Below are 20,491 nucleotides of genomic sequence, written 5' to 3'. Positions count from 1 at the left end.
AATCCTATTACCTTAACGGTACTATTGCAAGAATGCGCTGGCAGTTACGATTAAAAGAACTGTATACTTATCCAGTTAGCTCTGTAACTTATCCCTTCCGGACGCGCGCTAAACGCTTTCTAAGTCCTGATCGGCGAAACGGGTGGTGCCGTTGACCGATGCTCTGGCCGGGGTGAGATAGTTATCATCTAACAATGGAGCATGCCCCGTGACAGGCAATGGATGAGTAAGCGGGTGCATTCTCACTCCATCTGATGGAGAAAACGGGTGATTGATAAAGCAATCATCGTTCTGGGAGCGTTAATCGCGTTGCTGGAGCTGATCCGCTATCTGCTGCAACTTTTGAACTGATAGCGGAAACGTAACTAAGGGCAAAGAGCTAACCCCTCTTTGCCCTTTAACACTCATGAAGTGCGATTAACGCATGGTAACGAACTCTTCTGCTGCCGTTGGGTGAATCGCAACGGTGTTATCAAAGTCTTTCTTGGTTGCGCCCATTTTCAGTGCGACCGCGAAGCCTTGCAGCATTTCATCCATTCCAAAACCAATACCGTGAATACCGACAATCTTCTCTTCCGGACCGACGCAAACCAGCTTCATGCGGCACGGCTGACGGTGCGTGGTGACAGCGGTATACATCGCGGTAAACGATGATTTATACACTTTTACCTGGTCATCGCCGTGCTGTTCGCGAGCCTGCTGCTCGGTCAGGCCGACGGTGCCAATTGGCGGATGGCTGAAGACCACGGTCGGGATGTTGCTGTAGTCCAGATGTTCGTCCGGTTTGTTGTTAAACAGACGCTCGGACAGGCGACGGCCCGCGGCAACAGCAACCGGCGTCAGCTCTACGGCGCCGGTATTATCGCCGACGGCATAAATACCCGGCACGCTGGTGTTCTGGAATTTATCAACGACGATGTAGCCTTTTTCGTTGGTTTTCACGCCAGTAACTGCCAGGTTGAAGTTATCGGTGGCTGGTTCACGACCAATTGCCCAAATCAGGCAATCTACCGTTTCGCTACGACCATCTTCCAGTTGCAGGGTCAGGCTGCCGTCAGCGTTTTTAACGACCGCTTTCGGAATCGCGTGAGTATGCAGAGTCGGGCCTTCGGCGTTCATCACCTCAACCAGCGTGTCGACGATCATCGGGTCGAAGCTGCGTAGCGGCGCGTGTTTACGCACGAACAGATGCGTTTGGGCACCCAGGCCGTTAATCACGCCTGCCAGCTCAACGGCGATGTAACCTGCGCCGACGACCGCAACGCGCTTCGGCAGTGCGGGCAGCTCAAAGAAGCCATCGGAGTCGATCCCGTATTCCACACCCGGAATGTTCGGATGGCTCGGGCGACCGCCGGTAGCAATCAAAATATGATCGGCAGTAATGGTTTCACCGTTCACTTCAATGGTTTTGGCATCCACAAAGCGGGCAAAACCTTTAATCACATCGACATTATTTTTGCCCAGCACATTGTCGTACGAGGTATGAATACGATCGATATAAGCGGTACGCGTGGCGATCAGTTTATCCCAGTCGAACTTATTGATGGTGGTGTCGAAACCGTAATCCGGGCCGTACATGTGGATCGCTTCGCGAACCTGGGCGGCATGCCACATCACTTTCTTTGGTACGCAGCCCACGTTAACGCAGGTGCCGCCTAACTCTTTGGCTTCAATCAGTGCGCATTTCTGGCCGTACATTGCTGCACGGTTAATGGAGGCAATACCGCCGCTGCCGCCGCCAATAGCGATGTAATCATAGTGCTTGGTCATGACCGCTCCTTCATGTTCATTGTAGGGCGGAGACGCGTTACGCCATCCGCCAAAATATTCGCGATTGTATACCTGATATTAAAAGGTTCCACCGATGGCTGCGATTACTCCGGCACGATCCAGCTTACCGAGGTATGACCGGTTCCTGCCGGAACCAGTTTGCTGTGCAACCACGGCAAAACGTTGTTCATCTGCTGCTCCAGCTTCCACGGTGGGTTAATCACAATCATGCCAGACGCTGTCATACCGCGCTGATCGCTGTCCGGGCGCACCGCCAGTTCAATTTGCAGAATTTTGCGGATGCCGGTGTCTTCGAGATCGTGGATCATGCGCTTGATTTGCTGGCGCAGAACCACCGGATACCACAGCGCATAGGTGCCGGTCGCGAAACGCTTGTAGCCTTCGTTAATACCGGTGACCACCGCCTGGTAGTCGCTTTTGATTTCGTAGGGTGGATCGATAAGGATCAGCCCACGACGTGAAACCGGCGGCAATTTTGCTTTCAGCTGCTGATAACCATCTGCTTTGGCCACGCGTGCGCGCTCATCTTTCTGAAATTCGCCGCGCAGCAGGGGAAAGTCGCTCGGGTGCAGTTCAGTTAATTGCAGGCTATCCTGTTCGCGCAGCAGCTGGCGAGCAATTAACGGAGAGCCCGGGTAGTAGCGCAACTGACCGCTACGGTTGAAGTGTTGCACTACGCCAATGTAGGGTTCCAGTTCGGCAGGCAAATCGTCCTGCTGCCAGATACGGGCGATCCCTTCCAGATATTCACCGGTACGTTCGGCATGCTCACTGCTCAGCTGATAACGGCCAGCGCCAGCATGGGTGTCCAGATAGAGAAACGGTTTTTCTTTCTCTTTGAGCGATTCAATGATCAGGCTCTGGACGGTGTGTTTCAGGACGTCGGCGTGGTTGCCTGCGTGATAACTGTGGCGATAACTGAGCATGGGTAATGAAATTCCGCTGAAATGACGATTTGCCACAGTTTACAGCAGATCGGCACAGATTACCCGTAGGCCCGGTAAGCGCAGCACCACCGGGCGTCTTTCCGTCACGGTTAGCATTGAAATCCTCTACACTTAACCCCATTGTACAAATTAATATGCACAGCGCCGGATACGCGCTTCATTCACTCTTTTCAACAGGACCGCGCTAATGACCAATCCATTGCTGACTCCCTTCGAACTGCCGCCGTTTTCTAAAATTCAGCCTGAGCATGTCGTGCCTGCCGTCACTAAGGCGCTGAACGATTGCCGCGAAAATGTTGAACGTGTGGTTGCGCAGGGCGCGCCGTACACCTGGGAAAATCTCTGCCAGCCGTTGGCGGAAGTTGACGATGTGCTGGGGCGTATTTTCTCTCCTGTTAGCCACCTGAACTCGGTGAAAAACAGCCCGGAACTGCGTGAAGCCTACGAACAAACGCTGCCGCTGCTGTCTGAATACAGCACCTGGGTTGGACAACATGAAGGCCTGTACAAAGCGTACCGCGACCTGCGTGATGGCGATCATTACGCCACCCTGAACACCGCGCAGAAAAAAGCGGTCGATAACGCGCTGCGCGATTTTGAGCTTTCTGGTATTGGTCTGCCGAAGGAAAAACAGCAGCGCTATGGTGAAATCGCCACCCGTCTGTCTGAGCTCGGCAACTTGTACAGCAATAACGTCCTTGATGCCACGATGGGCTGGACGAAGTTAGTCACCGATGAAGCTGAGCTGGCTGGTATGCCGGAAAGCGCGCTGGCTGCGGCGAAGGCCCAGGCGGAAGCCAAAGAGCAGGAAGGCTATCTGTTAACGCTGGATATCCCAAGCTACCTGCCGGTGATGACCTACTGTGACAACCAGGGACTGCGTGAAGAGATGTATCGCGCTTACTCCACGCGCGCGTCTGACCAGGGGCCGAACGCTGGCAAATGGGACAACAGCCCGATAATGGAAGAGATCCTCGCGCTGCGCCACGAACTGGCGCAACTGCTGGGCTTTGAAAGCTACGCCTTTAAATCTCTGGCTACCAAAATGGCGGAAAACCCGCAGCAGGTCCTCGACTTCCTGACCGATCTGGCGAAACGTGCCCGTCCGCAGGGGGAGAAAGAGCTGGCTCAACTGCGCGCCTTTGCGAAAGCGGAATTTGGCGTTGATGAGCTTCAGCCGTGGGACATCGCTTACTACAGCGAGAAACAAAAACAGCACCTCTACAGCATCAGCGACGAGCAGCTTCGTCCTTATTTCCCGGAGAACAAAGCCGTTAACGGTCTGTTTGAAGTGGTTAAACGTATTTATGGCATCACTGCCAAAGAGCGCACCGATGTTGACGTCTGGCACCCGGAAGTTCGTTTCTTCGAGCTGTACGACGAAAACAACGAGCTGCGCGGCAGCTTCTACCTCGACCTGTATGCCCGTGAACATAAACGCGGCGGGGCGTGGATGGACGACTGCGTCGGCCAGATGCGTAAAACCGACGGCACGTTGCAAAAACCGGTCGCCTACCTGACCTGTAACTTTAACCGTCCGGTGAACGGCAAACCCGCTCTGTTTACCCACGATGAAGTGATTACCCTGTTCCACGAGTTCGGCCACGGTCTGCACCATATGCTGACCCGTATCGAAACCGCGGGCGTTTCCGGTATCAACGGTGTGCCATGGGATGCGGTCGAACTGCCGAGCCAGTTTATGGAAAACTGGTGCTGGGAGCCACAAGCGTTGGCGTTTATCTCCGGCCATTATGAAACCGGCGAACCGCTGCCGAAGGAACTGCTGGATAAAATGCTGGCGGCGAAAAACTACCAGGCGGCGCTGTTTATTCTGCGTCAACTGGAGTTCGGTCTGTTTGATTTCCGTCTGCACGCGGAATTTAACCCGCAGCAAGGGGCGAAAATCCTCGATACGCTGGCGGAAATCAAGAAACAGGTCGCCGTGGTGCCGGGCCCAACCTGGGGCCGCTTCCCGCATGCCTTCAGCCATATTTTTGCAGGGGGCTACGCGGCGGGTTACTACAGCTATCTGTGGGCCGACGTGCTGGCGGCGGATGCCTTCTCTCGCTTCGAAGATGAAGGGATTTTCAACCGTCAAACCGGACAATCGTTCCTCGATAACATCCTCACCCGTGGCGGTTCTGAAGAACCGATGGAACTGTTCAAACGCTTCCGTGGCCGCGAGCCACAGCTGGATGCGATGCTGGAGCATTACGGGATTAAAGGCTGATTTACCCGTCATACTTCAAGCTGCCTCTTCGGCAACTGCGCTCACTCACCCTGGTCACGTACTATTTGTACGTTCCCAGGGATTCCTTCACTTGTTGTCTTGATGCAACTCGAATTATTTAGGGTAAAGCGGAATTGAAAATCTGCTTAATTGATGAAACAGGCGCCGGAGACGGCGCCTTATCTGTTCTGGCCGCCCGCTGGGGACTGGAACACGATGAAGATAACCTGATGGCGCTGGTGATGACGACAGCACATCTGGAACTGCGCAAACGTGACGAACCTAAACTCGGCGGTATCTTCGTGGATTTCGTGGGCGGTGCGATGGCCCATCGGCGCAAATTTGGCGGTGGCCGCGGTGAAGCGGTGGCGAAGGCGGTCGGCATTAAAGGCGATTACCTGCCGGATGTGGTCGATGCAACCGCAGGGCTGGGGCGCGATGCGTTTGTACTGGCCTCGGTAGGCTGTCGCGTACGAATGCTGGAACGAAACCCGGTGGTTGCTGCGCTGCTTGACGATGGCCTGGCGCGCGGGTATGCCGACCCGGAAATCGGTCCGTGGCTGCAGGAGCGTTTGCAGTTGATTCACGCGTCGAGCCTGACGGCGTTAACCGATATCACGCCGCGCCCGCAGGTGGTGTACCTCGACCCGATGTTCCCACATAAGCAGAAAAGCGCGCTGGTGAAAAAAGAGATGCGCGTGTTTCAGTCGCTGGTGGGGCCGGATCTGGATGCGGATGGGCTGCTGGAGCCTGCTCGTCAGTTAGCCACCAAACGAGTGGTGGTGAAGCGTCCGGACTACGCGCCGCCGCTGGCGGATGTCGCCACGCCGAACGCGGTAGTTACAAAAGGGCATCGGTTCGATATTTATGCGGGAACGGCATAGGCCAGATGGTCAGCTATAGTGCCCGATGGCGCTACGCTTATCGGGTCTACAGTTCGGTGCCGTTAGTAGGCCGGATAAGGCGGTAGCCGCATCCGGCATCACGGGTTAAACAAACGGTGCCAGCGGATCGGCAATCTCAAACGCTACCGCGCGGTCCGCCTTCGGCGGGTAAATCAGCTCGCTGACAATCGACACCTTCAGCTTTTTCGCTTCTGCGCGCGTCAGTTTCACCTGCTGATCCCATCCTTCGCTATACACCGCACCCCAGGCACCAAGATCCAGGCAGGTGACGTAGTTTTCCTGACGATATGGCAGTGGTGTTATGTTTAACAGGTCTGCCGCGGCATTATTACCGGCGAATTTACCCAGCAAGATGGCGTGCTGGCAGGTCATCAGCGCATGATTGCCTTTGTCGTCGGTGGCGGCGTAGGCTACATCGCCAGTGGCGTAGATATCATCGTGACCCACAACCTGTAGATTGGCATTGACATGCAGACGGCCCTGGCGATCGCGCGGGGCGTTAATCTGTGCTATCAGGCTATTAGCCTGAACGCCGACGGTCCAGATAACTGTCTGGGAAGAAATCACCTGTCCATCTTTTAGCGTGACGCCAGAGGCATCCACGCACTCTACTTCCGCATTGACCAGCCACTCGACGCCCAGTTCAGCAGAGGCTTCGATAATCACGTCACGTAATTCCTGGCTCCAGCGTCCACCCGGCTGAGCGCCGCGTTCAACTACGACAACTCTGGTCTTAGCATCAGCGCCCAATATTTCGCGCAAACGACCTGGTAATTCCAGCGCCATTTCAATGCCGGTAAAGCCGCCGCCGCAGACCACTACCGTATTGCGAGCCTCACTTTCCGGTTGTAATGCCAGATCGTTAATGTGCTGCTCCAGTACGGCGGCGCTCTCAAGTTGGTCGAGGTCAAACGCGTGCTCGGCGGCACCGGTGACGGTGTCGCGGTTTACGTGACTTCCGCTGGCAAGCACCAGGCGGTCGTAGCGGCGCAGATGAATGTCACCGTTGGCATCTTTCCAGCTCACCTCTTTAGAGTCCGGGAGGATTTGCTCGACGTGACCTTGCAGGAAGTTGACGCCGGTAACGTCAAACAGCGGTTGCAGTGGTGCGACCAGCGTATGAACGGCGCTTTCATAAAAACGTGGGCGGACACGCAGCTCTGGCTGTGGCGCAATTACTGTAATATCAATGGCCTGCTGATGTTTATCCGCCAGTCGTGCGGCGCTTAATGCTGCCCACATACCGGCAAAGCCGGCGCCCACGATCAGAATTTGTTTACGCATTGGAGTTTTCTCACTGGTGACTACGAGTTATTTACTCGGATTTTATTTGTCGTAGTTATGAATTGCAATGCGATTGAGCTCCTTTCTGCCTCAAAGGGTGAGGATTTTTTATTATCTATTTGATAAATATGTATTTAAAGTTTTATTGTGAAGAGGGGTTACTTTGCTGTCTGGAATGAGTGAAACGAAAAAGCTACAATAAACTCAGATTAATTTTGACTGAGATAAGAGAATGGCATTCTACAGTTCTGGGGTTGAGTACGGCATTCATAGCCTGATGTGTATGGTCGACAGTAAGGGCGACGCGAGGGATATGAGCGTGCGGGAAATTGCCGAACTGCAAAGTGTGCCATATGACTATCTGGCAAAAATTTTCACCCGTCTGTCCAAAGCGGGTCTGGTGCGCAGCATTGAAGGCAAGGGCGGTGGTTTCCAGTTAGCTAAACCTGCTGAACACATCACTGTGCTGGATGTGGTGAATGCTATTGATGGTGATAAGCGCATCTTTGAATGTCGTGAAATTCGCCAGCGGTTGGCGGTATTTGAGGAGCATCCACCAGAGTGGGCCTGTGAAGGCATTTGTGGTGTGCGTTCGGTAATGGACATGGCCCAGCAGCGGATGGAAGAAGCGCTCGGTCAGCATACGATTCTGGACTTGGCGCGCAAAATGTACCGCAAAGCGCCGGACACCTTTGTGGTGGAAGTGCAGGAGTGGATAGACGCGCGTAAAGGGTAGTGAGTGAAAATGCCGGATAGGGCAATAGCTGCCATCCGGCACTGAAGGTTATTGCTCGGTGCTCGGCGTATTAATCATGCGGTTCAGCCATGGCACCATAATCGCCATCACCACCGTTACGGCCAGGGTCACCAGACCAATCTTACTGAAGACGTTGGTATAGATAGGCAGCGTTTGCAGCGGGTCGGTGATGTTCTCTGGTACGGCGGTGAACGTCGCGACATAACCCCCCATCAGGAAGGCTGCTGCCTGGGTCAGGAACCACATCCCGAGAATAAAGCCCATCAGGTGTTGTGGCACGAGAGCAGCGACCATAGCCAGCCCCAGGGCGCTAATCAGCAGTTCACCCAGGCTCTGGAACAGATACACCAGCACGATAAACCACGGCGACGTCAGCCCCTGCGCATCGGCAAACCACATTCCGGCTGCAGCGGCGGTCAGGAAACCCAGCGAGCACAGGAACATACCGAGCGTAAACTTCATCGGCATGGTCAGGTCTTTACCTTTGTTGCCCAGGCGGGTATAGATTGCAGCCAGTACCGGACTCGCCAGTACCACCCAGAACGGGTTCAGCGCCTGGAAGCTTACCGGGTTGATGGCGAAACCAAGAATTTCATGGTGCACGTTATTGATAGCAAAGAAGTTCAGTGAAGTTGGCATCTGCGCGTACAGGACGTAGAACACCACCGCTTCCAGCATCAGGATAAAGGCCACGAACATTTTGTTGCGCCCGGTTTTATCCAGTTTGAAGGCCTGACGGAAGAAGATGATCGTCACGGCAATTGACAGGACGATCAGCACCAGGTTGGCAATCTGCACGTTGTGCATCAGCCAGGCGCAGATAAATACCATCACTACCGTTCCAGCCAGCACGCAGAATAGATTACGGAAATTCAGCGGCTTATGGTCCGGCTCTGAACCGATATTCTTCACCATTCCACGGCAGGCAAAGTAGACCAACAGCGCGACAATAAGCCCGGCCCCGCACAGATTATAGGTCACCGCGTAGCCAAACTTATCGGCAATCACCGGTGCCAGCGACAACGACAGCAGTGAACCGATGTTAATCGACATATAAAACAGGGTGAAAGCACCGTCCAGACGGGCGTCTTTCGGTGGATAGCATTTTGACAGCAGGCTTGCCGGGTTGGCTTTAAACAGCCCATTACCGACGGCAATGGTACCCAAAGCAATAAAAATCAGGTCGGGCTTAAGCAGTGACATCCCGGTCATGAAGTAGCCGATCGCCAGCACAATGGCGCCGAGTACCAGCGTGCGCTTGGTACCTAACAGATAGTCGCCGACGTAGCCGCCGATCGAGATCAGGCCGTAGACCAGCGCGGCAAATGCACCAAAGGTGACAAATGCCTGTTCCTGCGAAAAGCCGAGCTGCTTAACAAAAAATACCGCCAGGATGCCCTGAACGCCGTAATAGCCAAATCGTTCCCATAATTCCACAAAGAAGATCATGAAGAACGGACGAGGTTGCTGCAGCAAGCCCGTAGGTGCAGTTTTATTCATATTCCATCGCCTTTCAAAGCCATCCCGAAAAGTATGAACGCGTATGCTTAAACGCGCCGAAAAAGTCTTATTTTGTTATAGACTGCGGTTATTGGCCGCAGGCGTAGAGTATTATAGAGATAGTTTTCGATCCAATTAGTTGATCACACTAATTATGATTTATTTGTTGGATTGATGTACTAATTGTGTCTGAATGATAAAAACAAAAACGCCCGCAAAGGCGGGCGTTTACAGGCTTAACGACTTGTAGCGCGTCGGGTTATCTCCCGACGGCCAGCGTTTTATGCTTCTTCGTCGTCACGCAGCGGAACAATCAACATGTCGACGTGGACAGTGTTGATCAGTTGGCGCGCGGAGGACATTAGCTTGCTCCAGAAATCCTGGTGGTGACCACAAACGACCAGATCCATGTCGTATTTTTTGATGGCATCAACCAGAACCTGACCCAGGTCGCCGCTACCGCTCAGGGTTTCGGTGATAGGGTAGCCTGCGTTGGTGGAAAGCTCGGTTAGCGCGTGGTGGGTTTCTTCAGAAATGCGTTTCTGCATGTCGCCCAGATTCACGTCGATAAGCCCGGTGTACAGGTCGGAATAGTTTACGTCAACGTGGATAAGGGAGACTTTAGCATTGTAAGGCCGCGCCATAGAGACCGCTTTTTCAACCAGAACTTTGCTTTCCGGAGAAAGATCAACCGCGATAAGAATGTGTTTATAAGCCATAGTGTTACTCCTTCCATAAGTTGTCGATGACTAGCCTGCTGGCGTTTACCTGCCGCCGCGTCATCCGCATCCTGCGAACCTTGCGCGCGGGGCTAGCCCAGTCGTAAAAACGTACCATATAAGGACTATCCTTACATTATAGCGACCAGGATAATCCGTCAATCCGCCTTGCTTGCCAAGCAGTTAAACAAATTTTTTAGTTAATTGCATTGATAGCGATTAACCTTCTGGCAAAAAAATTAACTAATCTCCTACACTATCTAGAGAGGCGTTCGGATGCGTGATACTAATACGAACGGTTCGGCTGTACTCTTCACTGAATGGTTTGGCAGGGTATCGGGGAGCGGTAGTCCCGGAAAGGAGTTCCGTGGGCGGGTCGCCGGGGAGGAGGTATGATAAGCACCATTGCATTGTTCTGGGCTTTATGTGTCGTTTGCATTGTTAATATGGCGCGCTATTTTTCTTCGCTACGCGCACTGTTAGTGGTACTTCGTGGTTGCGATCCATTGCTTTACCAGTATGTAGATGGTGGGGGCTTTTTTACCTCGCATGGGCAACCGAACAAGCAGATGCGTCTGGTGTGGTATATCTACGCTCAGCGTTACCGCGATCATCATGATGATGAGTTTATTCGCCGCTGTGAGCGGGTTCGCGGTCAGTTCATCCTCACCAGCGCGCTATGTGGCCTGGTGCTAATCAGCATGGTTGCGCTGATTATCTGGCACTGATGCCAACGACAGATACAAAAAAAGCGGGTCAGAAAACTGACCCGCTTTTTTACCGTGCATTCGCTTAGATAAGCTTCAGAGAGAGCCAGTAAAGCCCGCCGGAAAGAAGAATTGCGGCTGGCAGGGTGAAGACCCAGGCCATCAGAATGCTGGTCACCGTTTTACGCTGTAAACCGCCGCCATCAACAACCATCGTCCCCGCAACGGAAGAGGAGAGAACGTGGGTGGTGGAAACGGGCATACCGGTGTAACTGGCGAGACCGATAGAGACTGCGGCGGTCATCTGTGCCGACATCCCCTGGGCATAGGTCATGCCTTTCTTACCGATTTTCTCACCAATGGTGGTGGCTACGCGACGCCAGCCGATCATGGTACCAATGCCCAGCGCCAGTGCGACGGCCATAATGATCCAGATAGGCGCGTACTCAATGGTGCTCAGCATGTCAGCTTTCAGTTTCTTCAGCAGACGCTGATCGTCAGTGCTTACGCCAGGCAGTTTCACCACTTTATCGGTGGTATCAGAGATGCACAGCATAATGCGACGCAGTTGACCGCGCTGTTCGACGCTTAACTTGTCGTAGGTTTCCAGGTTCGCCAGCATACCTTTCGCACGTTCCAGCGCGTTGATGGTATTCGCCGGGTGGCAATGGAACTCTGTCGTCGTCGCTGGTGCCGCGTCCGTCGGGGACGGAATCAACTGGTCTACGCCTGTGGCCTGTTTAAGCAGGTCAGGACGCTGCTGGAAGAAGACTTCGACGTTATTGATGGCATCACGGGTACGGGTAATCTCGTAACCGGAAGCATTCATATTCACCACGAAGCCTGCAGGCGCTACGCCAATCAGCACCAGCATCACCAGACCAATGCCTTTCTGCCCGTCGTTAGCGCCATGAGAGAACGCCACGCCGATAGCGGAGAGGATTAGGGCAATACGGGTCCAGAACGGCGGCTTTTTCTTGCCATCTTTCTTTTCACGTTCTGCTGGCGTCAGGTGGATACGGGCACGTTTTTTTGTACCGCTCCAGTAGCGACGCAGAATGAAAATAAGACCGCCCGCAACCACCAGACCAACAATTGGCGAGATGATAAGCGAGGCAAAAATACCGATAACTTTCGGAATGTTAAGTGCATCCACCACAGAAGTGCCAGTCATCAGCGCATTGGTTAAACCAATACCGATAATGGCGCCAATTAGCGTGTGGGAGCTGGATGCAGGCAAACCAAAGTACCAGGTACCCAGGTTCCAGATAATTGCCGCCAGCAGCATGGAGAACACCATGGCGAGGCCATGTGACGATCCCATATTGAGCAGCAGATCCGTTGGCAGCATATGCACGATGGCATATGCCACGCTGAGACCGCCCAGCAAAACACCAAAGAAGTTGAACACCGCAGCCATGACCACCGCCAATTGCGAACGCATTGCACGGGTATAGATCACGGTTGCGACAGCATTGGCTGTATCATGGAAGCCGTTAATCGCTTCGTAGAACAGCACAAAAGCCAGAGCAAGCAATAGTAAAAGCCCGGTATGTAAATCCAGGCCAGCAAACAAATGTAGCATAGGACGTTACGCCATTTTGAGGACATGAACGCGGCGCATTATCAGTGACTTTGGCGGCGCGGGCAAAGTGAAATATAGAGTTTTTTTGATTTGTCTCCTGCTTTGTTTTACACCACTAAAGAATTATCCTATATATTTCAGTTAAATACCCTTTATCGGTAGTTTGGTGCTGGTGCGACCACTGAGGAATCTTTACAATTCACACCCGCTTTTTAGAGAGGATCGCAACGTGGAAAGGTTTGATACCGTTATTATAGGCGCTGGCGCAGCGGGTATGTTTTGTGCCGCGCAGGCAGGACAAGCAGGTAGTCGCGTACTGCTGATTGATAATGGTAAAAAGCCGGGGCGTAAGATTCTCATGTCTGGCGGGGGACGCTGCAACTTTACCAATCTTTATGTCGAGCCTGCCGCCTATTTGAGCCAAAACCCCCATTTTTGCAAATCGGCGCTGGCGCGTTACACGCAGTGGGATTTTATCGACCTGGTGGGCAAACACGGTATTGCCTGGCACGAAAAAACGCTAGGCCAGCTGTTCTGCGATGATTCCGCACAGCAAATTGTCGATATGCTGGTAGACGAGTGTGAAAAAGGTAACGTAACTATGCGGTTACGTAGCGAAGTCCTGAGCGTCGAGCGAGAGGGTGAGGATTTCATTCTCGAATTGAACGGGATGACCGTTGGCACGAAAAAGCTGGTTATTGCCTCCGGTGGTCTCTCTATGCCGGGTCTGGGGGCAACGCCGTTTGGTTATAAAATTGCCGAACAGTTCGGTCTGAACGTATTGCCAACGCGCGCAGGACTGGTGCCCTTTACGTTGCATAAGCCACTGCTGGAGCAGCTTCAGGTGCTCTCTGGCGTGTCCGTTTCTTCCGTTATCACCGCCGAGGACGGCACCGTCTTTCGTGAAAATCTGCTCTTTACGCACCGCGGGCTTTCTGGTCCGGCCGTACTGCAGATTTCCAGTTTTTGGCAGCCAGGCGAATTTGTCAGCATTAATTTGTTGCCGGATGTTGACCTTGCGAGCTTCCTCGATGACCAACGCAGCGCCCACCCTAATCAGAGCTTAAAGAATACGCTTGCTATGCAGTTGCCAAAACGGCTGGTGGAATGTTTACAGCAGTTAGGGCAAATCCCGGACGTCTCGCTGAAACAGCTTAATGTGCGTGATCAACAAACGCTGGTTGAGACGCTGACCGATTGGCGGGTGCAGCCGAACGGTACAGAAGGGTATCGTACCGCTGAAGTCACGCTGGGCGGCGTTGATACCAATGAGCTTTCATCGCGCACGATGGAAGCACGTAAAGTGCCGGGACTCTATTTTATCGGCGAAGTTATGGACGTTACCGGCTGGTTGGGAGGCTATAACTTCCAGTGGGCATGGTCGAGTGCCTGGGCGTGCGCGCAAGATTTAGCGCCAGCCTGACTGTGACGCCCGACAACCTGAGCTGCCGGGCGTTATCATTAGTTCAGACCAAGAAAGTGCTGGGCGATTTTAAAGTAGATAATTAACCCGGTACCGTCGATAAGCGTGGCGATAAACGGGGCCGAAACCACGGCGGGATCAATGCCGATACGCTTGAGCACCATGGGGATCACTGATGACACCACGGCGCTCCACAGCGTAATGCAAACCAGCGTCAGGCTGACGATCAGCGTGATTTCCATACCGATGCCCATCATCCACGCGCGCAAGCACCCTGCCAGGCCCAGCGTCAGAGCGATCAGCAGCGAAGTTGAAACTTCTTTGCGGATCACCCGGCCCATATCGCGCAGCCGCACTTCTCCCAGCGCCATTGAACGTACCAGCGTCGAAGTAATCTGCGTACCGCTGTTGCCGCCAGTACCAATTAATAGCGGAATAAAAAAGGCCAGGGCAATTGCAGATTCCAGCGCCTCTTCAAAATGCTGAAGCACGCTGCTGGTATAGGCTTCTGCGACAAACAGCAGCAGGAGCCAGACCGAACGTTTTTTCCACAATGTCCACGGACTAATTTCCAGATAGGGTTTTTCCAGCGGTAGCGTGGCGCCCTGAAGCTGAACGTCTTCGGTAACATCATCTTCCTGTAGATGAGCGATCTCTTTTTCCATCAGACAACCGACCAGCTCACCTCTCTCAACGACAGCAACCAGATCGACTTCGCGTTCGGCTAACTCGGCAACGACCTGCGCCCGTTCATCATCAGGCTTTACATGAAATAAACAGCTGTCCGTAAGATGATTGATGTTCAGCGACGTATCTTTTTCCTGCAATAAGCGCTTGATGGATAACACCCCGCGCAGCGCTTTTCCGGCCACAACAAAGACCTGGCCTGGGATGTCATCCGTTGTGAGTTGGGAGACAAAGTACTCGCGAGCGCCGTTCACGCTGAGATGGTCCGGCAGAGTAATAAAATCGGTGCGCATATATTGGGCGATAGCGTCGCCGTTGAAATCCGGCATAGGATGATGAGCGGCGCAGAGTGGCATAGATGACATGGTGTAATTCCCTATAAAAATCTCTCATAGGGGCGAACAAGACAGGGTTAGCACAGGCAGATCCCTACGTCCTGGTTTTAGCACTGAACAACGTATCTGTCCGATGGTGAAATCGTCAGAAGTTACCTTGGCAACACCTTGATTCGATGGATGCCTGTATTTCCCTGAGTGGTCTCTCTCGATACCAGCAGGGCGGTAACTTGTATTTGTACAGGAGCCTCGCCATAACGAGATCGGTAAATGGGCCGCTATTATAGGGATGCCTAATCATTGATTATGTTTATAGTTGCGATTGTTTATCAATCGTTGATATACGAAATATTTCTTGTGCCAGGGCTGAACTGGAAACGACAACCGAATAGACATATTGAATCCAGGTGTTAGTATTCAATAGACAGCAGTTATGAGTATGCGTGTTTCATTTCCGGCCAGGAACGCTGATGATGACAACATTAGTACCCGATTTCGCAGCATTTTCATCACTCACTTCTTTCGCGGCGTGCGTTGCTATTACGCCTGTCCGCACTCTGGCCATTATTTCTCATTCCTTCTCATCCCGGATGGAATCTCCCGCTGAATAGCTGTTCAGTGGGCTTTGTGACACGCATCGTTTGATAACAGGGATTACGGCGGGTCGGATATGGAAAAGATTAAGCGTCATCTGGTGTGGTGGGGCGCGGGTATTGTGGTGGTTGCTGCAATAGCATGGTGTATGTTGCGTCCTGCGGGGATTCCGGAAGGTTTCGCGGCCAGCAACGGCAGAATAGAAGCTACCGAAGTGGATATTGCCACCAAAATTGCCGGGCGTATCGATACGATCCTCGTATCGGAAGGACAGTTCGTTCGTCAGGGCGAGGTGCTGGCGAAAATGGATACCCGCGTGCTGCAGGAGCAGCGACTGGAAGCTGTCGCACAAATCAAAGAAGCCGAAAGCGCGGTGGCGGCGGCACGAGCGCTGCTGGAACAGCGGCAAAGTGAAATGCGCGCCGCGCAGTCGGTGGTAAAACAGCGAGAGGCGGAACTGCAGTCGGTCTCTAAACGTCACGTTCGCTCCCGTTCGCTATCCCTGCGTGGGGCTGTATCCGAGCAACAACTGGATGACGACAGGGCAGCGGCTGAAAGCGCTCGCGCGGCACTGGAATCCGCAAAGGCGCAGGTCTCTGCGGCAAAAGCCGCAATTGAAGCCGCTCGTACCAGCATCATTCAGGCGCAAACCCGCGTAGAAGCCGCGCAGGCTACCGAACGTCGCATTGCCGCTGATATTGATGACAGCGAGCTGAAAGCCCCGCGCGATGGTCGCGTGCAGTACCGTGTCGCCGAACCGGGCGAGGTGCTTTCCGCGGGCGGTCGCGTACTGAATATGGTCGATCTCAGCGATGTCTACATGACGTTCTTCTTACCTACCGAACAGGCTGGTTTATTGAAGATTGGCGGTGAAGCTCGCCTGGTGCTGGATGCTGCGCCGGATCTGCGTATTCCGGCGACCATTAGCTTTGTGGCTAGCGTCGCGCAGTTCACGCCGAAAACGGTCGAAACCAGTGATGAACGGCTGAAGCTGATGTTCCGCGTTAAAGCGCGTATCCCGCCAGAGCTGTTGCAGCAGCATCTGGAGTACGTGAAAACCGGTCTGCCGGGCATGGCGTGGGTGCGTGTTGATGAAAATCGCCCCTGGCCTGACGACCTGGTGGTGAGGTTGCCGCAATGACGCATCTGGCGCTGGTTCCCGTTCCTCCCGTGGCGCACCTTGACGGCGTGAGTCAGCATTACGGGAAAACGGTCGCGCTGAACAACATCACGCTGGATATCCCTGCCCGCTGTATGGTGGGGCTTATTGGCCCGGATGGCGTCGGAAAATCGAGCCTGCTGTCGCTCATCTCCGGCGCGCGGGTCATTGAACACGGCAACGTGATGGTGTTGGGCGGCGATATGCGCGACCCAAAACATCGACGGGATGTCTGCCCGCGCATTGCCTGGATGCCGCAGGGGTTAGGGAAAAACCTGTACCATACGCTGTCGGTGTATGAGAACGTCGATTTCTTTGCCCGGCTGTTTGGTCATGATAAAGCGGAACGCGAAGCGCGGATTACCGAGCTGCTGAACAGCACCGGCCTGGCACCGTTTCGCGACCGTCCCGCCGGGAAACTCTCGGGCGGGATGAAGCAAAAACTGGGGCTGTGCTGCGCGTTAATCCACGACCCGGAACTGTTAATTCTCGATGAACCCACCACCGGGGTCGATCCGCTGTCCCGCGCCCAGTTCTGGGATCTAATTAACAGCATTCGCCAGCGGCAGACCAACATGAGCGTGCTGGTTGCGACCGCTTACATGGAAGAAGCCGAGCGCTTTGACTGGCTGGTAGCGATGAACGCCGGGGAGGTGTTAGCCACCGGGAGCGCCCAGCAGCTACGCGAACAAACCAACAGCAACACGCTGGAGCAGGCGTTTATCGCGCTGCTACCTGAAGCCCAGCGCCAGGCACATAAGCCGGTGGTGATCCCGCCGTATCACGCTGAGCAGGAAGAGATTGCCATCGAGGCGAAAGACCTGACTATGCGCTTCGGTAAGTTTGTCGCCGTTGACCACGTTAACTTTCGTATTCCGCGCGGGGAAATCTTCGGTTTTCTCGGCTCCAACGGCTGCGGTAAATCCACCACCATGAAGATGCTCACCGGTCTGCTACCCGCAAGCGAAGGTGAGGCCTGGTTGTTTGGGCAAGCGGTTGACCCGAAGAATATCGATACCCGCCGCCGGGTGGGCTATATGTCGCAGGCGTTTTCGCTCTACAGCGAGCTGACCGTCCGGCAAAACCTCGAACTACACGCGCGGCTGTTCCATATCCCCGAAGCGGAAATCCCCGGGCGTGTACAAGAGATGAGCGAGCGTTTTTCGCTGACCGATGTCGAAGACGCGTTGCCCGGCGCGCTGCCGTTGGGGATCCGTCAACGCCTGTCGCTGGCGGTGGCGGTGATCCATCGCCCGGAAATGCTCATTCTTGATGAGCCGACCTCCGGGGTCGATCCGGTGGCGAGGGACATGTTCTGGCAACTGATGGTCGATCTGTCGCGGCAGGACAAAGTGACCATTTTTATCTCCACCCACTTTATGAACGAAGCGGAGCGCTGCGACCGGATGTCGCTGATGCACGCCGGAAAAGTACTGGCCAGCGGCACGCCGCAGGAACTGGTGAAACAGCGTGGTGCCGCCAGTCTGGAAGAGGCGTTTATCTCCTGGTTACAGGAAGCGGCAGGCCCGGCACCGGAAGCTCAGTTACCGCCAGCCAATGTTCCGATAGCGCATGAAAATAGTCAGCCGCCGCGGCAGGGCTTTAGCCTGCGGCGGTTGTTCAGCTACAGCCGCCGTGAAGCGCTGGAACTACGACGCGATCCGGTACGTTCAACGCTGGCGCTGATGGGCACAGTGATCCTGATGCTGATCATGGGCTACGGCATCAGCATGGATGTGGAAAATCTGCGTTTTTCGGTGCTCGATCGTGACCAGACCGTCAGCAGCCAGGCGTGGACGCTGAATCTGGCGGGATCGCGCTATTTTATCGAACAGCCGCCGCTCACCAGTTATGACGAGCTGGACAAACGGATGCGTTCGGGCGAAGTGGCGGTAGCAATAGAGATCCCGCCAAACTTTGGCCGCGATATCGCGCGTGGCACGCCGGTGAAGATTGGCGTCTGGGTCGATGGTGCAATGCCGAGCCGCGCTGAAACGGTCAGAGGCTACGTACAGGCGATGCACCAGACCTGGCTGCAGGATGTGATGGCGCGTCAACCCAATGCCAGTGGGCAAAACGGGCTGATGACCATTGAAACTCGCTATCGTTACAACCCGGATGTAAAGAGTCTGCCGGCGATTGTTCCGGCGGTGATCCCGCTGCTGCTGATGATGATCCCCTCGATGCTCAGCGCCCTCAGCGTAGTGCGTGAGAAAGAGCTGGGGTCGATTATCAACCTGTACGTTACGCCCACGACCCGCAGCGAGTTTTTACTCGGCAAACAGTTGCCGTACATCGTGCTGGGGATGCTGAACTTCCTGCTGCTGTGTGCGCTGTCGGTGTTTGTGTTCGGCGTCCCGCATAAAGGGAGTTTTTTAACCCTGACGCTGGCCGCGCTGCTGTACGTCACCATTGCCACCGGGCTTGGGCTATTAATCTCCACGTTTATGAAAAGCCAGATCGCGGCCATTTTTGGAACGGCGATTATTACGCTGATCCCGGCGACGCAATTCTCCGGGATGATCGACCCGGTCGCCTCGCTCGAAGGGCCTGGACGCTGGATTGGCGAAATTTACCCGACCAGCCATTTTCTGACCATCGCGCGCGGGACGTTCTCTAAAGCGTTGGATCTGACCGATCTCTGGCAGCTGTTTATTCCGCTGGCGGTAGCCATTCCGGTGGTGATTGGTCTGAGCGTATTACTGCTGAAAAAACAGGAGGGGTGATGCGCCGATTACGCAATATTTATAACCTCGGTATCAAAGAGTTGCGCAGCCTGCTGGGTGACAAAGCGATGCTGACGCTGATCGTCTTTGCCTTCACGATTTCGGTTTACTCTTCTGCGACGGTGCTGCCCGGGTCGCTGCATCTGGCTCCGATTGCTATTGCCGATATGGACCAGTCGCAGTTGTCGAACCGGATTGTGAACAGCTTTTATCGCCCGTGGTTTTTACCGCCGGAGATGATCACCGCTGATGAGATGGATGCCGGACTGGACGCCGGGCGCTACACCTTCGCCGTGAACATTCCACCTGATTTTCAGCGTGATGTGTTGGCCGGTCGGCAGCCGGATATACAGGTTAACGTCGATGCCACGCGGATGAGCCAGGCCTTTACCGGCAACAGCTATATCCAGAATATCATCAGCGGCGAGGTGAACAGCTTTGTGGCGCGTTACCGTGACAACAATGAGCCGCCGGTGGCGTTGGAAATGCGTATGCGCTTTAACCCTAATCTGGAACCCGCCCGCTTTGGCGCGGTGATGGCGATTATCAACAACATCACCATGCTGGCGATCGTGCTTACCGGGTCGGCGCTGATCCGCGAGCGCGAGCACGGGACAATAGAACATCTGCTGGTTATGCCGGTGACGCCGTTTGAGATCATGATGGCAAAAATCTGGTCGATGGGTCTGGTGGTGCTGGTGGTTTCCGGTTTATCGCTGATGCTGATGGTAAAAGGCGTGCTCGGCGTACCGATTGAAGGTTCGATACCGCTGTTTATGCTGGGCGTGGCGCTGAGCCTGTTCGCCACCACTTCGATCGGTATTTTTATGGGCACGCTGGCGCGCTCTATGCCGCAGCTGGGGTTACTGATGATTCTGGTACTGCTGCCGCTACAGATGCTCTCTGGTGGTTCTACACCGCGTGAAAGCATGCCGCAGGCGGTGCAGGACATAATGCTGACTATGCCAACTACCCATTTTGTCAGCCTCGCGCAGGCGATACTTTACCGCGGCGCAGGGTTTGGCATCGTCTGGCCGCAGTTCCTGACGCTGTTGGCGATTGGCAGCGCGTTCTTCCTGATAGCGCTGCTGCGCTTTAGAAAGACGATTGGCACGATGGCGTAATTGGTTGGCTTCATATCT

Annotated in this window: 17 protein-coding genes and 1 riboswitch; of the genes, 9 read left to right on the top strand and 8 right to left on the bottom strand. The window is 54.2% G+C overall.

Annotated features, from left to right (window positions below):
• Positions 1-108: 108 nt before the first annotated feature.
• Complete coding sequence (locus C2U41_RS30025; protein ID WP_256376312.1) at positions 109-240, bottom strand: hypothetical protein; 132 nt, start codon at positions 238-240, stop codon at positions 109-111.
• Positions 241-267: 27 nt separating this feature from the next.
• Here C2U41_RS30025 and dinQ point away from each other — a divergent pair, with 27 nt between their 5' ends.
• Complete coding sequence (gene dinQ / locus C2U41_RS21180) at positions 268-351, top strand: damage-inducible type I toxin DinQ (RefSeq protein WP_003837776.1); 84 nt, start codon at positions 268-270, stop codon at positions 349-351.
• Between the two features lie 66 nt (positions 352-417).
• Here dinQ and gorA read toward each other — a convergent pair whose 3' ends face one another.
• Complete coding sequence (gene gorA / locus C2U41_RS21175; RefSeq protein WP_003846150.1) at positions 418-1,770, bottom strand: glutathione-disulfide reductase; 1,353 nt, start codon at positions 1,768-1,770, stop codon at positions 418-420.
• 104 nt (positions 1,771-1,874) lie between these two features.
• A complete protein-coding gene (locus C2U41_RS21170) occupies positions 1,875-2,717 on the bottom strand; it encodes a 23S rRNA (adenine(2030)-N(6))-methyltransferase RlmJ (protein ID WP_003023347.1) in 843 nt (280 codons plus the stop codon).
• A gap of 208 nt (positions 2,718-2,925) precedes the next feature.
• On the opposite strand from C2U41_RS21170, the gene prlC reads away from it, so the two are divergent.
• Together prlC and rsmJ are read left to right on the top strand one after the other, a co-directional pair.
• Positions 2,926-4,968: an oligopeptidase A gene (gene prlC / locus C2U41_RS21165; protein WP_016151129.1), complete on the top strand. Its 2,043-nt coding sequence runs from the start codon at positions 2,926-2,928 to the stop codon at positions 4,966-4,968.
• Positions 4,969-5,102: 134 nt separating this feature from the next.
• The gene (rsmJ, locus tag C2U41_RS21160) at positions 5,103-5,852 is read left to right on the top strand and encodes a 16S rRNA (guanine(1516)-N(2))-methyltransferase RsmJ (protein WP_003837787.1); all 750 of its coding nucleotides are present in this window, start codon (positions 5,103-5,105) and stop codon (positions 5,850-5,852) included.
• A gap of 105 nt (positions 5,853-5,957) precedes the next feature.
• Here the strand turns inward: rsmJ and C2U41_RS21155 are convergent, their stop codons facing one another.
• The gene (locus C2U41_RS21155; RefSeq protein WP_103848236.1) at positions 5,958-7,157 is read right to left on the bottom strand and encodes an NAD(P)/FAD-dependent oxidoreductase; all 1,200 of its coding nucleotides are present in this window, start codon (positions 7,155-7,157) and stop codon (positions 5,958-5,960) included.
• 232 nt (positions 7,158-7,389) lie between these two features.
• Between C2U41_RS21155 and C2U41_RS21150 the strand changes: the two genes are divergently transcribed.
• A complete protein-coding gene (locus tag C2U41_RS21150; RefSeq protein ID WP_003023361.1) occupies positions 7,390-7,893 on the top strand; it encodes an RrF2 family transcriptional regulator in 504 nt (167 codons plus the stop codon).
• Between the two features lie 48 nt (positions 7,894-7,941).
• On the opposite strand, the gene dtpB is transcribed toward C2U41_RS21150, so the two are convergent.
• Positions 7,942-9,414, bottom strand: a complete 1,473-nt coding sequence (dtpB, locus tag C2U41_RS21145; protein WP_103848237.1) for a dipeptide/tripeptide permease DtpB — start codon at positions 9,412-9,414, stop codon at positions 7,942-7,944.
• A 281-nt stretch (positions 9,415-9,695) separates the two neighbouring features.
• Positions 9,696-10,133 (bottom strand): universal stress protein UspA, encoded by a 438-nt coding sequence (gene uspA / locus C2U41_RS21140; RefSeq protein ID WP_003023368.1) that lies wholly within the window; start codon positions 10,131-10,133, stop codon positions 9,696-9,698.
• Positions 10,134-10,525: 392 nt separating this feature from the next.
• Between uspA and uspB the strand changes: the two genes are divergently transcribed.
• The gene (gene uspB, locus C2U41_RS21135; protein ID WP_003023371.1) at positions 10,526-10,861 is read left to right on the top strand and encodes a universal stress protein UspB; all 336 of its coding nucleotides are present in this window, start codon (positions 10,526-10,528) and stop codon (positions 10,859-10,861) included.
• Positions 10,862-10,925: 64 nt separating this feature from the next.
• On the opposite strand, the gene pitA is transcribed toward uspB, so the two are convergent.
• Positions 10,926-12,425, bottom strand: a complete 1,500-nt coding sequence (gene pitA, locus C2U41_RS21130) for an inorganic phosphate transporter PitA (protein WP_003023373.1) — start codon at positions 12,423-12,425, stop codon at positions 10,926-10,928.
• Between the two features lie 229 nt (positions 12,426-12,654).
• Between pitA and C2U41_RS21125 the strand changes: the two genes are divergently transcribed.
• Positions 12,655-13,848 carry an NAD(P)/FAD-dependent oxidoreductase gene (locus C2U41_RS21125; protein ID WP_103848238.1) on the top strand — a complete coding sequence of 398 codons (1,194 nt, stop codon included), beginning with the start codon at positions 12,655-12,657 and terminating at the stop codon, positions 13,846-13,848.
• Between the two features lie 38 nt (positions 13,849-13,886).
• On the opposite strand, the gene C2U41_RS21120 is transcribed toward C2U41_RS21125, so the two are convergent.
• Positions 13,887-14,900 (bottom strand): magnesium transporter, encoded by a 1,014-nt coding sequence (locus C2U41_RS21120; protein ID WP_003837796.1) that lies wholly within the window; start codon positions 14,898-14,900, stop codon positions 13,887-13,889.
• Positions 14,901-14,955: 55 nt separating this feature from the next.
• Positions 14,956-15,139: riboswitch (M-box (ykoK) riboswitch) on the bottom strand.
• Positions 15,140-15,540: 401 nt separating this feature from the next.
• Between C2U41_RS21120 and C2U41_RS21115 the strand changes: the two genes are divergently transcribed.
• The 3 genes from C2U41_RS21115 to C2U41_RS21105 are packed head-to-tail and all read left to right on the top strand — an operon-like array spanning position 15,541 to position 20,473.
• Positions 15,541-16,605, top strand: a complete 1,065-nt coding sequence (locus C2U41_RS21115) for an HlyD family secretion protein (RefSeq protein WP_103848239.1) — start codon at positions 15,541-15,543, stop codon at positions 16,603-16,605.
• Positions 16,602-19,349: a ribosome-associated ATPase/putative transporter RbbA gene (gene rbbA, locus C2U41_RS21110; protein ID WP_049025788.1), complete on the top strand. Its 2,748-nt coding sequence runs from the start codon at positions 16,602-16,604 to the stop codon at positions 19,347-19,349. The genes C2U41_RS21115 and rbbA overlap by 4 nt, the downstream gene beginning before the upstream one ends.
• Positions 19,349-20,473 carry an ABC transporter permease gene (locus C2U41_RS21105; RefSeq protein ID WP_003837801.1) on the top strand — a complete coding sequence of 375 codons (1,125 nt, stop codon included), beginning with the start codon at positions 19,349-19,351 and terminating at the stop codon, positions 20,471-20,473. The genes rbbA and C2U41_RS21105 overlap by 1 nt, the downstream gene beginning before the upstream one ends.
• The last annotated feature ends 18 nt before the right edge of the window (positions 20,474-20,491 follow it).

The organism is Citrobacter freundii complex sp. CFNIH4, from assembly GCF_002934505.1.
GTDB classification, from domain to species: domain Bacteria; phylum Pseudomonadota; class Gammaproteobacteria; order Enterobacterales; family Enterobacteriaceae; genus Citrobacter; species Citrobacter freundii.
This window is presented reverse-complemented; position numbering and strand designations above follow the sequence as displayed.